Below are 12,024 nucleotides of genomic sequence, written 5' to 3' on the forward strand. Positions count from 1 at the left end.
GGCGGCACCACGGAGGAGCCGACGAACGGCGGTACGACCGAGGAGCCGACGAACGGCGGCACCACGGAGGAGCCGACCAACGGCGGCACCAGCGGTGACCCGGAGGGCGTGAGCAGCGCCGGTACGTCCACCTCCGGCAGCAGCGGCGGTTCCACCTCCACCGGCGGTTCCACCTCCACCGGTGGCTCCAGCAGCCCGCAGAGCGCCGGTGCGACCGAGGGCATCGAGGCGCCCGAGGCGGACGAGGACCTCACCCCGGTTGTTCCGGAGGAGGGCACCACCGGCGGTGACGAGGAGAGCGACGAGCTCGCCGACACCGGTGCGTCCGGTGGCGAGGTCCTGCTTCTCGTCGGCGCCGCCACCATGGTGGCCGGCGGTGTCGGCTTCCGCTACCTGCCCAGGATTCTGGACCGGGGCGCGGCAGCCGCCTGACGCACAGCAGGTGACGCATGTCACATGCAGTGCCCTCATGTGACGTGTACAGCAAGACGGTCCCGGGGGCGTCGCGCTCCCGGGACCGTGGTACGTCCGGTCCGCCCCCGGCTCCGCTCAGGCCGGGCGGCTCACCAGGAAGACGATGGCGGCCAGTGCCAGCAGCACCGCGGTCAGCGCCGCCGGACTGATCAGCGCGGCCAGCGGCCGGCGCTGCTCCCGCAGCCTGGCGAGCTGTGCCCGGCACACCGCGCAGCGGCCCTCGCGCACCCGGCCCGCGCAGTTCGCGCACACCAGCCAGTCCGCGGCCCAGTCGGCAGTCATGCTGTCGATCGTCTCCTCTCCGTCCCCCGCCCCGCCCCCGCTCCGTCCTTTCCACTGTGCCAGGCTTTCCCCGGAAGCGGGCCGGTGAGGGGGGCTCCGGCCGGCAAATCCGGTGGAAAGGGACGATCCAGGACGCCGCCTGCGCCCTGTCGGCCGGGTCGCGTATGGTCGGCGCAGCGAGGGTGAGCCGCCCAAGGGGCTTCGCCCCACTTACCCAGTCTCGGCCAGGTGCAATCGTGATCCGATTCGACAGCGTCTCCAAGGTCTATCCGCGGACGAACGCGCCCGCGCTCCGCGAGGTCTCGCTGGAGATCGAGCGCGGGGAGTTCGTCTTCCTCGTCGGTTCCTCCGGCTCCGGCAAGTCCACCTTCCTCCGGCTGGTGCTGCGCGAGGAAAGATGCACCCACGGCACCGTCCATGTCCTGGGCAAGGACCTGGGGCAGCTCTCCAACTGGAAGGTGCCCCAGGTGCGTCGCCAGCTGGGCTGTGTCTTCCAGGACTTCCGCCTGCTGCCCAACAAGACGGTCGCCGAGAACGTGGCCTTCGCCATGGAGGTGATCCGCCGGCCGCGCGCCGAGATCCGCAAGCGGGTGCCCTGGGTGCTCGACCTGGTGGGCCTGGGCGGCAAGGAGGACCGGATGCCGGGCGAGCTCTCCGGCGGTGAGCAGCAGCGGGTCGCCGTGGCCCGGGCCTTTGTCAACCAGCCCAAGCTGCTGATCGCGGACGAGCCCACGGGTAACCTCGACCCGCAGACCTCGGTCGGCATCATGAAGCTGCTGGACCGGATCAACCGCACCGGCACCACGGTGATCATGGCCACCCACGACGCCCAGATCGTGGACCAGATGCGCAAGCGCGTCATCGAGCTGGACAAGGGCCGTCTGGTGCGTGACCAGCACCGCGGCGTCTACGGCTACCAGAACTGACCGAAAAGCGGGAAATCCACGCCATGCGCGCCAACTTCGTCCTCTCGGAGATCGGGGTCGGTCTCCGCCGCAACATCACGATGACCTTCGCCGTCATCGTCTCCGTCGCCCTGTCGCTCTCGCTGCTGGGCGGTTCGCTGCTGGCCAGGGAACAGGTCAGCAGCATGAAGGACTTCTGGTACGACAAGGTCCAGGTCTCCATCTTCCTCTGCAACAAGAACGACGCCGAAAGCGGCGATCCGGCCTGCGCCAAGGGCGCGGTCACCGAGGAGCAGAAGCTGGAGATCGAGACGGACCTGGAGAAGTTCGACATCGTCGACCAGATCTTCTTCGAGACCGCCGAGGAGGCCTACGAGCACTACCAGGAGCAGCAGAAGGACTCCCCGATCGCGGCCGTGGTGACCCCGGACCAGATGCAGGAGTCGTTCCGGGTCAAGCTGCACGACCCGGAGAAGTACGAGGTGGTCTCCACGGCGTTCGCCGGCCGTGAGGGCGTGCACTCGGTGCAGGACCAGCGGGCCCTGCTGGAGAACCTCTTCCAGTTGCTCAACGGGGTGAACATCGCGGCGCTGGCGCTGATGGCGCTGATGCTGGTGGTCGCGCTGCTGCTGATCGTCAACACGGTCCGGGTGTCGGCGTTCAGCCGCCGCCGGGAGACCGGGATCATGCGGCTGGTCGGTGCCTCCAGCTTCTACATCCAGACCCCCTTCATCATGGAGGCCGCGCTGGCCGGTCTGCTGGGCGCGCTGCTGGCCTGCGTGCTGCTGGTGGGCGGCAAGTACTTCCTGATCGACAATTTCCTGGACACCCGGATCGCGGTGATCGATTTCGTGGGCTGGGACGCGGTGATGTCCGTGCTGCCGTTCCTGCTGGTCGTCGGCGCGCTGATGCCGGGGATCGCCGCCCTCTTCGCGCTTCGTAAGTACTTGAAGGTGTAAGTAGCCGAAGGCGCGGGCCGGATGCCGAAGAGTGTCCGGTCCCGTTCCGTCAAGTATCCGAAGACGTGATTCTCCTGTGATAAATCCCCCGGACATCGGACGGCCATCCGCCCATCCGGGGGCGGCAACTGCCCTACACTCCGCAGCATGTCAAGGACTCCGTCGAGGAAGCCTCCCAGACCGCGACCGTCGCGACCGCCGCACCGCCGGGCGGGCCGGGGCGGCTCGGCGGTGGTGTGCGTCTTCCTCGCCGCGCTGACCGCCGGCACGGCCACCGGCTCCTGGCAGGCCGAGGGCACCCCCTGGCTGGCCGCCCCGGCCGGTGGCTCCGAGCCCGACGGGAGCGCCGGGCAGGCCGGCGGGGAAAGCGACGGAAACAGCGACGGAAACAGCGACGGGCGGGCCGCCACCGGCGACCCGGCCGCGGCCACCGCGGACGGCGAGCCCCCGGCCGGGGACGCTGCCCTGCTGGTCAGCCGGAGCGGCGACCGCTGGGCCGCGGCCTACACCGCCGAGGAGTACGAGGAGCTCCAGCTCTCCCTGGAGGGCGGCTATGTGGGCACCGGGATAGCGCTGCACCGCACCCCGGAGGGCACCATCGAGATCAGCAGGGTGCACAGCGGCAGCCCGGCCGCCCTGGCCGGTGTCCGGGCCGGGGACGAACTGCTGAGCATCGACGGCGAGCCGGTCGGCGGTGTGCCGGTCACCGAGGCGGTGAGCAGACTGCGCGGCAGCGACCAGCCGGGCGGCGCCCGCGCGGGGTCCACGGTCCGGGTCGCGCTGGTGCGCGACGGCGTGCGGTGGCAGGCGGAGCTGAAGCGGGCGGTGCTGGAGACCAAGCCGGTCACCGTGGACCGGGACACGGCCGGGGTGACCCGCATCCGGCTCGAATCCTTCACCGCGGGCTCGGCGGACCTGGTGCGCGCCGCGGTGGAGAACGCCCCCGAGAGCGACGGCCTGCTGCTGGACCTGCGCGGCAACTCCGGCGGCCTGGTCACCGAGGCCGCCGCGGTGGCCTCGGTCTTCCTGGACGGCGGGCTGGTCGCCACCTACGACGTCTACGGCGAGCAGCAGGCGCTGTACGCGGAGCCCGGCGGGCACATCACCCGCCCGCTGGTGGTGCTGGTGGACGGCGGCACCATGAGCTCCGCCGAGCTCCTCACCGGCGCGCTCCAGGACCGCAACCGGGCGGTGGTGGTGGGCACGCCCACCTTCGGCAAGGGCACCGTGCAGATGCCGATAGAGCAGCCGGACGGCTCGGTGGCCGAGCTGACCGTGGGGCACTACGCCACGCCCTCCGGCGAGGTCGTCGAGGACGGCGAGGGCATCGCGCCCGATGTGGTGGTCGAGGACGGCGAGGACGCCGTGGCCCGTGGCCGGTCCGTACTGGAGGGCCTCGCCTCCGGAGCGTGACCGGCGGCCCGCGGGCGGAACCCGCGCCGGGAAATTGCGCCGGCCCCACGGCCGGGCGGCCGTAGGATGGCCGTGTCATGGCTAAAGAGACGGGTCGCAAGCTGATCGCGCAGCACAAGAAGGCGCGGCACGACTACCACATCCTCGACACCTACGAGTGCGGTCTGGTGCTGACCGGCACCGAGGTGAAGTCGCTGCGCCAGGGCCGCGCCTCCCTGGTGGACGGCTTCGCGCAGATCAACGACGGCGAGGCGTGGCTGTACCACGTGCACATCCCCGAGTACGCGCAGGGGACGTGGACCAATCACGCGGCGCGGCGCAAGCGCAAGCTGCTGCTGCACCGGTCGGAGATCGACAAGCTGACCGGCAAGCTCCAGGAGACCGGGCTCACCCTGGTCCCGCTGGCCCTGTACTTCAAGGAAGGGCGGGCCAAGGTGGAGATCGGGCTGGCCCGGGGCAAGAAGGAGTACGACAAGCGGCAGGCGCTGCGGGAGCGGCAGGACCGCCGGGAGGCGGAGCGCGCCATGTCCGCCGCCCGCCGCCGCCAGCGCCGCTGACCTGCCGGAATACCCGGGGCGGGGATGCGGTTGTACGGGGTGCGCGCCCGCCGGACGGGTGCCGGAATACTCCGGCGCGGTAATCGGTTGGAACAACAGCGGCCCGGTCCCGTACCATGGACCGCACGGTGCGCCGCCACCCCGCCCCCGGGCGGAGCGGCGGTTGTCAACTGAACAAGGGGATGATCGGTTTCGACAGCGAATGTCGTACCAGGGGAAGCGAGCCGAGGAACGCGGCAATGATCTCGTTAACCATGTGCCGCAAAAAAATAATCGCCAACCAGAAGCGCGATTCGTTCGCGCTCGCTGCCTGAGCAGCGAGCATGAACTGTCAGCCCGGGAAAGTTCCCGGCCCGGTGTCTGGCATCATTCAGGGAACTCCACCGTAACTCCCGGTCACGGGGGGTTGCGGGAAACCACACAGTGACTGAGCCCGTCGGAGACTTGTCCGCGTGATCTCCGGGGCCGAGAAAAGCGAAGCGGACTGCGCTCGGAGAAGCCCTGTTTCGGGTTCGTTGGACGCGGGTTCGATTCCCGCCATCTCCACCTCCCAAAGCCCCCGCTGCCGGGGTCCTGGAATCCTTTCCAGGACCCCGGCAGCGGGGGCTTTCCCATGCCGCCCATGCCGAGCGCCGTCACCGGGCGGAGTCAGAACGAACCGTTCCCGGCCGGCGCGGCGCGTGAGTTGCGGCGGCCTGGAGGGCTGTACCCCTACCATGCCGCGACGCGCCGGTCCAGCGGCGGCGGTTGGCATATGCCGGATGTGGGGATCTTCGCGTGATCGTCCGTGTACGCGCGGTAGTCTGCGCGTGTCGGCAGGGCTGAGGGCGAGGTGTGTGGCATGGACAAGAGCGTTGACCAACTGATCAGGGAGTTGCGGGCGCCGGAGCAGTTCGGAGCCGGGCGGGTCGAGCAGCTGGGCTACGGAGCGACGAATCTGGACCGGCTGGCGGCCATGGACGCCAACGCCGTGGTCATCCGCTCCTTCAATCTCCAGGCCATCCCCGGCCTCCTCCAGACCCCGGCCTACGCGGAGGAGGTTCTGAGCGCCACCCTGCCGAGGCTTCCACGAAACGAGATCCGGCGCCGCATGCTGCTCAAGTCCGGCCGTTCGCAGGCGTTCCTGGAGCGGGCCCGGTCCCGCAGCGGTCCGAAGGCGTTCTTCGTCGTCGGTGAGCAGGCCCTGTACCAGTCCTTCGCCAGCGTCGATGTGCATCGGGCCCAGCTTGGTCATCTGCTGCATGTGATGTCCACGGCCTATCCGTGGACCCGGGTCCAGGTGCTTCCGCGCCGTGCCGTGCCCGCCGGACTGCTGTCCCATCTCGTGCTGTGGTCCTTCGACGAGACGCCGGAGACTGTGAGCGAGGCCACGCCTTCGTTCAGGCGGGTGGCATATGTGGAGACGGGCCTCGGCGGCTGGTACTCAACGCGTGGTGATGATCTGGCCCGGGGCTTTGGTCTGTTCGCGGATATCGTGTCGTCGTCCTTGGGGGAATACGACAGTCGGCAGGCGATCCGTACCGCGTTGGGAGAGTGACCATGTTCGAGGGCGTACCGTTCCGGACCAGCAGCCACAGCACGGATGACTGCGTGGCCGTGGCGAGAGCACCGCGGCTGATAGGGGTGGCCGACACCAAGGTCGGCAATGCCCGGGTGATAGCCGTCCGTCCCGACGCCTGGACGGTGTTCGTGGCGGCCGTCACCACCCGCTGAGAGAAGCGGAGAGCCCCGCGGGCCGGGGAAAATGCTTCGTCCGTGCCGGGCTCGTTCGTTACCGTGGCCCGGTTGTTGTTGCGCGGGCTGAGGGTGGGTTGTGCCGATGGCGTGTCGGATCAGTGAGCTGGTGCTCGGCTGCCGTGATCCCGAGGTGCTGGCGCGGTTCTGGTGCGAGGTGCTGGATTTCGTCGTGCTCGACCGGGAGGACGACGGGTCGCTGGAGATCGGGCCGCGCGAGGGGTTCGGCGGTCCGCAGCCGACCATCATCCTCAGCCGCCGGGAGCAGCCGGAGCCGGGGAAGTCCCGGCTGCACATCGATGTCAACGCCACCGACCGCGACCAGGACGCCGAGCTCGAACGTCTGCTGCGGCTCGGTGCCCGTCCGGCCGACATCGGCCAGACCGGGCAGGAGCAGTGGCATGTGCTGGCCGATCCGGAAGGCAATGAGTTCTGCCTGCTCAAGGCCCGCCTCGACCCGCTGTGACGCACGAGGCCCGGCGCGGGGCCGCTGCCCGGTGATGACCTCACCGGGCAGCGGCCCCGGGCGGGGGGCGGGTCAGCCGCGGAGGATGGATTCGACCTGGCGGAATTCGTCCTCCGACAGCGGGCCGAGGGCGAGGGCACCGAGGTTCTCCTCGGCCTGGGCGACGGTGCGGCAGCCGGGGATGGGGATCATGGCGGGGCTGCGGGCGAGCAGCCAGGCCAGGGCGCCCTGGGCCAGGGTGCGGCCACCGGAGGTCAGCACCTCCCGGACGGAGTCGATCCGGGCCAGGAACTCCGGATTGCCGGTGCCGTCGGTGAAGTAGGTCATCCAGTCGTAGCCACCGGCGCGCACGTCCTGGCCGCCGACGTGCCGCCCGTCGTGGTACTTGCCGGACAGCAGCCCCATGGCCAGCGGGCCGCGGGCGATGGACGCCTGGTCCAGGGCCTCGCAGACGGCCAGGACGCCGGCGGCGTCGTTGAGCACCGAGTGGTCGTGCTGGATCGCGGTGCAGCCCGCGCCGGCCTTGGCGAAGGCCTCGGCCCGCTCCGGGTCGTCGGTGGACCAGCCGTAGGAGCGGATCTTGCCCGCGGCGACGAGCTCGTCGAGCACCGGTATCAGCTCCAGCGCGGCCGGGATCTCCGCGCCGCCGAGGTGGAACTGGAAGAGGTCGACGTAGTCGGTGCCCAGGCGGCGCAGGCTGTCCTCCAGGCTGGAGCGCAGAAACGCGGCGCTCGCGTCGTCCGGGCCGGCCTCGCGGGTGGTCTCGTCGAAGGTGTATCCCCACTTGGTGGCGATGACCACCTCGTCGCGGCGGCCGGCGAACGCCCGGCCCAGGACCTGCTCGCTGTGCCCGGCGCCGTAGTTGCTGGAGGTGTCGAAGAACGTGGCGCCCAGCTCGTGCGCCCGGCGCAGGGTGGCGATGGACTCGTCGTCGTCGGCCTGGCTGAAGCCGAACTGGTCGGTGCCGGCCTGCAAGGGGCCGCCGATGGCCCAGCAGCCCACGCCGATCGCGCCGACCTCGATACCGCTGCGGCCGAGTGTGCGTGTCATGTGCGGGGGTTCCCTTCTGTGGTGATCCAGAACTCTTGCGCGCTGTGGTCGGAGAGACCCGGGCTGTCGCGGAACCGGTACCGGTGGAGCCGCACGCCGGGGTCGTGGAAGGTGAAGTCGAGCTGCCACAGGGGCAGCCGGCGGGCGTCCCAGGAGACCGGGTACACCCCGCCGTCGGTGGGCCGGGCGCGCACCAGAAGGTCGTCCAGCCGGTCCAGTTCGCCCATGGCGGGCGTGGTGTTGAGGTCCCCCGCGACCAGGCGGGGGACCGCGGTGCAGAGCAGATCGCCGGTGAGCGAGGTCCAGGCGGCGGTGCGGCGCAGGGACTGCCGGCGGACGCCCTTGAGGAACGCCGGGGTGAAGACACCGTCGGAGGTGTCGAGCTGTACCGGGATATGGGTGTTGTACAGGGCGATGATCCCCCCGCCCGTGCGGACGTCGGTGCGCAGGGTCTTGGCCCGCCAGAAGGCGGGGAAGTCGGTGCCGGGCGGCGCCGAGTCGTATCCCGGGGGATCGGTCAGGGCGCGGCTGCCGGCCACCGGCAGCCGGGACAGCGTCAGCAGCTCCCCGGCGGTGATGATCCGGTAGCCGGGGAACTCGCGGCGCAGCCGGGCGGTGTCGTCGACGGGCAGGGGGGTGTCGCTGTCCGCCCGCCAGTTCAGATACTCCTGGATCAGATAGACGTCGGCGTCGAAGGAGCGCAGATAGGCGTAGAAGGCGTCCGGGTCGTCGTCCTGGTGCCAGTAGAGCGCGTTCCAGGCGACGATGTGCACCGCGTCCGGCGGTACGCGTCCCGGGCCGCGGCCCCAGCCGCCGAGGTCCAGCCCGGACTGCCCGGCGCCGAGCGCGAAGGCGACCGCGCAGGCGACGACGGGCAGCCAGCGCCGGGGGCGGCGCCGCGGCCCCGGCCCGGCCAGCGCGGCCGGCACCGCCGGCGCCGCCAGCACCAGCGGGGCCAGGGCCAGCAGCAGCGGCGGCGCCAGATCGGCCAGCAGCATCGGCCACCACCGCCCGGACAGGGCGGTGTGCAGCAGGACGTAGCCGAGCCAGGCGAAGGCCGCGGCGGCGACGAGCCGGGACGCGCGCCGCTTCACGGGGCGGGCTGGGGCACGGCCGGTGGGCCGTAGAGCCGGCGGAACGCGGGGGAGCAGAGCCAGTGCAGCGCACCGGCGGCCACCCCGGCCGCGATGGCCACGTTGACCAGCCAGTGCACGGCCGTGAAGTAGCCGAGGAAGATCCATCCGCGCTGCCGGGCCACGAACCGGTACATGCCCGCGTCGGCGGCCAGGGACACCCCCAGGGCGAGGGCGACGGCGATCAGCCCGTAGAGGGAGAAGGCCACCGTCGGCAGCAGGGCCAGCGAGGCCAGGGCGGCCAGTGAGCCGCCGGCCCGGGAGGAGGTCTCGAAACCGCGGGCGAACTTGCGGCGCTCCGCGTAGAGCGGCACCCGGGCGTGCCCGCGCTTGAACAGCTTGCGCAGCAGCGGGACCAGCTCGGCGTCGTGGTCGTGGCGGGACCGGATCAGCGGGGTGAGCAGCAGCCGGTGCCGCTGGGTCAGCCGGTTGCCGTAGTCGACCTCCTCGGTGTTGCGCAGCCGCTCGTTGAACGGCCCGACCTCCTCCAGGACGCTGCGGCGGACGGCGCAGGAGGCCGGGAAGAGGAAGGAGATGTCCCCGGCGGAGCTGATCGACCAGTAGTGGTACTGGAGCCCGCGGTACTCCTCCACCCGGCTGTCCCGGATCAGCGGCTCGGGATCGTGGATCCCGCAGACGGCGCCCACGTCGGGCTGGTCGCCCAGCAGGCGGACGGCGGTGGCCACGGCGTCCGGCGCCAGGGCCACGTCCGAGTCGACGAAGAAGCAGATCTCGCCGCTGGATTCGGCGATGCCGAGATTGCGGGCGCCCGCGACGCCCAGATTGCGCGGGGTGCGGATCACGGTGACGCCGAGCGATTCGGCGATGGCCACGGAGTCGTCGGTGGAGCCGTCGTCGACCATGATCAGCTCGATGCGCCGATAGCTCTGGTCGAGGATCGCGCGCAGGCACAGCCGCAGCGAGGCGGCGTAGTTGTAGTTCGGCACGATCACCGAGACCAGGGGCGTCGGCGGGGTCTGTTCGGGCATCAGGCACTCCTCGCGGGGGCGGCGAGCGGGGCGTCGTAGGTGTGCCGGAAACGGGCGGACAGCAGCCACTGCGCCAGTCCGGCGAAGACGGCGAGGGCGACCGTGACGTTCACCAGGAACCACACCGCGGTGAAGTAGCCGCAGAACCACAGGCCCTTGCGGCGCAGCACCATCCGGTACATGCCGCCGTCGAAGACGACGGAGAGGACCACCAGCAGCACCGGCAGCAGCAGCGCCCACAGTCCCGCCAGGGCGGCGAGCGGGGCGGTCAGCACGGCGCCCAGCGCGGCCAGGGTGGCCCAGCCGCGCAGCCCGTTGGAGGGCCCGCCGGAGAAGTCCGGGCGGCGCAGGTAGAGCGGCATGTGCATGCGCGCCCGGTGGAACATCTTGCTGATCAGCACCCGCAGGGTGTCGTCGTGGTCGTGGCGGCCGTGCACCGCCTCGGTGAGCACGATGCGGTAGCGGGCGGACAGCCGGTGGCCGTAGTCGGCGTTCTCGCTGTGGCGCAGCGCCGGGTCGAACCCGCCGACCTCTTCCCAGACGTCCCGGCGGACCGCGAACAGCGCCGTGTAGACGGTGGAGATGTCGCCCTGGCCGCCGTGGATCCAGGCGTAGAGCTGGAGGCTGCGCACCTCCTCGACCAGGCTGTCGCGGATCAGCGGCTCGGCGTCGTAGGTGCCGCAGACCCCGCCGACCGAGGGGTCGCCGGTGAGCAGGGCGGCGGCGCCCGCGACCGCGTCCGGGGCGAGCGCCACATCGGAGTCGAGGAAGAACAGCACCTCGCCGCCGGCCCGCTCGGCACCCAGATTGCGGGCCGCGGGCGCGCCGATGTTCTCCGGGGTGACGGTGACGTCGGCGCCGTACTCGTGCGCGATGGCGACCGAGTCGTCGGTGCTGCGGTCGTCGACCACGATCACTTCGATGTTGGGGTAGGTCTGGGCGCGCACCGACTCCAGGCAGAGGCGCAGGGTGCGCGCGTAGTTGTAGTTGGGGATGATCACCGAGACCAGGGGCGGCTCGGCCGGAGTGTTCGGTGTGGCCGGTGTGGTCGTCAAGGCTGGTTCCATGCGGTCGTGGCGGGCAGGGACTGGTTGCCGGCGAGCAGCGCCACCAGCAGGAAGGTCAGCGCGAACAGCGCGATGCAGATGATCAGGGGCCGGTCTCTGAGCAGCACCCGCACCGGATCGGCGCCGCCGCGTTCGACGACGAGCACCTGGAGGTAGCGGAAGAGGCCGAACAGCAGGAACGGCGTGGCGAACAGCACCGCCTGGGAGGTGTAGTCGCCCAGCGGGGCGTCCTGGCTGAGGTACACCAGCGTGGACACCATGGTGACCGCCATGCACAGCACGAGCATCTGGTCGATCAGATGGGCGGTGTAGCCGCGCAGCGCGCGCCGGCCCGCCGGCCCGTTGGTGACCAGTTCGTGCCGCCGCTTGCCCAGGATCAGCACCAGGCAGACCGCGAGCACCGCGGTCATCAGCCACTGCGAGACGGGCCGGTCCACGGCCACATGGCCGGCCACCAGCCGCAACTGGAAGCCGATCGACACCAGGAAGGCATCCAGCAGCGGCACATGCTTGAGACCGGCGCTGTAGGCCAGGTTGAGCAGCAGATAGGCGGCGACCGGCAGCCACTGCGCGGGCGGGCTGGTGGCCAGCAGCGCCGCCACCGCGGCAAGGCAGCCGGCCAGCAGCCCGGCGGCGGTCACCACGCCGACCCGCCCGGACGCCAGGGGCCGGTTCCGCTTGACCGGGTGCAGCCGGTCGCTCTTGCGGTCGGCCAGGTCGTTGCCGACGTAGACGGCCGCCGACGCGAAGACGAAGACGGCGGTCATCCACAGCAACTGGCCCAGCGCCCACGGCGTCCAGGCCCGGGTGGCCAGGGCGACCAGGGCCATGCTGTAGACATTCTTCGCCCACTGCTGCGGACGCAGCAGGGCGACCATGTCCTGGATGCGGGCGCGGCTGCGGGCGGGCGGGCCGGCCGGGTCCTCGGGGAGCGTCAGCGGTGGTGCGGGCGGCGGGCTGAGGGCCCCGCCGGGGAACGGTTTGGGTGTCACAAC

Annotated in this window: 13 protein-coding genes, 1 other RNA gene and 1 pseudogene; 9 read left to right on the plus strand and 6 right to left on the minus strand. The window is 71.1% G+C overall.

The features are described from left to right. Positions 1–432: pseudogene (locus tag BM242_RS29590) on the plus strand (hypothetical protein); the annotation flags it as partial. Positions 433–549: 117 nt separating this feature from the next. Here the strand turns inward: BM242_RS29590 and BM242_RS21125 are convergent. Continuing rightward, positions 550–756: a hypothetical protein gene (locus tag BM242_RS21125; protein WP_093840480.1), complete on the minus strand. Its 207-nt coding sequence runs from the start codon at positions 754–756 to the stop codon at positions 550–552. A 236-nt stretch (positions 757–992) separates the two neighbouring features. Here BM242_RS21125 and ftsE point away from each other — a divergent pair, with 236 nt between their 5' ends. The 8 genes from ftsE (at position 993) to BM242_RS21165 (ending at position 6,790) form a co-directional block, all read left to right on the plus strand. Next, positions 993–1,682, plus strand: a complete 690-nt coding sequence (gene ftsE / locus BM242_RS21130) for a cell division ATP-binding protein FtsE (RefSeq protein ID WP_093840481.1) — start codon at positions 993–995, stop codon at positions 1,680–1,682. A 23-nt stretch (positions 1,683–1,705) separates the two neighbouring features. Continuing rightward, a complete protein-coding gene (gene ftsX / locus BM242_RS21135) occupies positions 1,706–2,620 on the plus strand; it encodes a permease-like cell division protein FtsX (RefSeq protein ID WP_093840482.1) in 915 nt (304 codons plus the stop codon). A gap of 231 nt (positions 2,621–2,851) precedes the next feature. Then, positions 2,852–4,033 carry a S41 family peptidase gene (locus BM242_RS21140; RefSeq protein WP_245834359.1) on the plus strand — a complete coding sequence of 394 codons (1,182 nt, stop codon included), beginning with the start codon at positions 2,852–2,854 and terminating at the stop codon, positions 4,031–4,033. A 77-nt stretch (positions 4,034–4,110) separates the two neighbouring features. After that, positions 4,111–4,590 carry an SsrA-binding protein SmpB gene (gene smpB, locus BM242_RS21145; RefSeq protein ID WP_093840484.1) on the plus strand — a complete coding sequence of 160 codons (480 nt, stop codon included), beginning with the start codon at positions 4,111–4,113 and terminating at the stop codon, positions 4,588–4,590. Between the two features lie 178 nt (positions 4,591–4,768). Next, positions 4,769–5,139: a transfer-messenger RNA gene (ssrA, locus tag BM242_RS21150) on the plus strand. Positions 5,140–5,431: 292 nt separating this feature from the next. Then, positions 5,432–6,127: a DUF5753 domain-containing protein gene (locus tag BM242_RS21155; protein WP_093840485.1), complete on the plus strand. Its 696-nt coding sequence runs from the start codon at positions 5,432–5,434 to the stop codon at positions 6,125–6,127. A 2-nt stretch (positions 6,128–6,129) separates the two neighbouring features. Further along, the gene (locus tag BM242_RS21160) at positions 6,130–6,303 is read left to right on the plus strand and encodes a DUF397 domain-containing protein (protein WP_093840486.1); all 174 of its coding nucleotides are present in this window, start codon (positions 6,130–6,132) and stop codon (positions 6,301–6,303) included. A gap of 106 nt (positions 6,304–6,409) precedes the next feature. Then, entirely contained in the window at positions 6,410–6,790 is a 381-nt protein-coding gene (locus BM242_RS21165; RefSeq protein WP_093840487.1) for a VOC family protein, read from the plus strand. 72 nt (positions 6,791–6,862) lie between these two features. On the opposite strand, the gene BM242_RS21170 is transcribed toward BM242_RS21165, so the two are convergent. From BM242_RS21170 to BM242_RS21190, 5 genes are read right to left on the minus strand one after another with little or no spacing between them, the layout of a single operon-like run. Next, positions 6,863–7,840, minus strand: coding sequence for an aldo/keto reductase (locus BM242_RS21170; RefSeq protein ID WP_093840488.1), 978 nt, complete (start codon positions 7,838–7,840; stop codon positions 6,863–6,865). Next, positions 7,837–8,934, minus strand: a complete 1,098-nt coding sequence (locus BM242_RS21175) for an endonuclease/exonuclease/phosphatase family protein (protein WP_093840489.1) — start codon at positions 8,932–8,934, stop codon at positions 7,837–7,839. Before BM242_RS21175 ends, BM242_RS21170 begins: the two co-directional genes overlap by 4 nt. Beyond that, positions 8,931–9,962: a glycosyltransferase family 2 protein gene (locus tag BM242_RS21180; RefSeq protein ID WP_093840490.1), complete on the minus strand. Its 1,032-nt coding sequence runs from the start codon at positions 9,960–9,962 to the stop codon at positions 8,931–8,933. Before BM242_RS21180 ends, BM242_RS21175 begins: the two co-directional genes overlap by 4 nt. Beyond that, positions 9,962–11,017, minus strand: a complete 1,056-nt coding sequence (locus tag BM242_RS21185; protein ID WP_245834362.1) for a glycosyltransferase family 2 protein — start codon at positions 11,015–11,017, stop codon at positions 9,962–9,964. Before BM242_RS21185 ends, BM242_RS21180 begins: the two co-directional genes overlap by 1 nt. After that, entirely contained in the window at positions 11,014–12,021 is a 1,008-nt protein-coding gene (locus BM242_RS21190; protein WP_217652564.1) for a UbiA prenyltransferase family protein, read from the minus strand. Before BM242_RS21190 ends, BM242_RS21185 begins: the two co-directional genes overlap by 4 nt. Between the last annotated feature and the right edge of the window lie 3 nt (positions 12,022–12,024).

It is taken from the genome of Streptomyces aidingensis (assembly GCF_900112355.1).
Taxonomy (GTDB): Bacteria; Actinomycetota; Actinomycetes; order Streptomycetales; family Streptomycetaceae; genus Streptomyces; species Streptomyces aidingensis.

What these genes read in the sequence shown, in the direction of transcription:
- BM242_RS21160 (WP_093840486.1), top strand. Translation starts at nt 6,130, where the DNA reads ATGTTCGAGGGCGTACCGTTCCGGACCAGCAGCCACAGCACGGATGAC.
- BM242_RS21125 (WP_093840480.1), bottom strand. Translation starts at nt 756, where the DNA reads ATGACTGCCGACTGGGCCGCGGACTGGCTGGTGTGCGCGAACTGCGCG.
- BM242_RS21170 (WP_093840488.1), bottom strand. Translation starts at nt 7,840, where the DNA reads ATGACACGCACACTCGGCCGCAGCGGTATCGAGGTCGGCGCGATCGGC.
- BM242_RS21180 (WP_093840490.1), bottom strand. Translation starts at nt 9,962, where the DNA reads ATGCCCGAACAGACCCCGCCGACGCCCCTGGTCTCGGTGATCGTGCCG.
- BM242_RS21155 (WP_093840485.1), top strand. Translation starts at nt 5,432, where the DNA reads ATGGACAAGAGCGTTGACCAACTGATCAGGGAGTTGCGGGCGCCGGAG.
- smpB (WP_093840484.1), top strand. Translation starts at nt 4,111, where the DNA reads ATGGCTAAAGAGACGGGTCGCAAGCTGATCGCGCAGCACAAGAAGGCG.
- ftsX (WP_093840482.1), top strand. Translation starts at nt 1,706, where the DNA reads ATGCGCGCCAACTTCGTCCTCTCGGAGATCGGGGTCGGTCTCCGCCGC.
- BM242_RS21165 (WP_093840487.1), top strand. Translation starts at nt 6,410, where the DNA reads ATGGCGTGTCGGATCAGTGAGCTGGTGCTCGGCTGCCGTGATCCCGAG.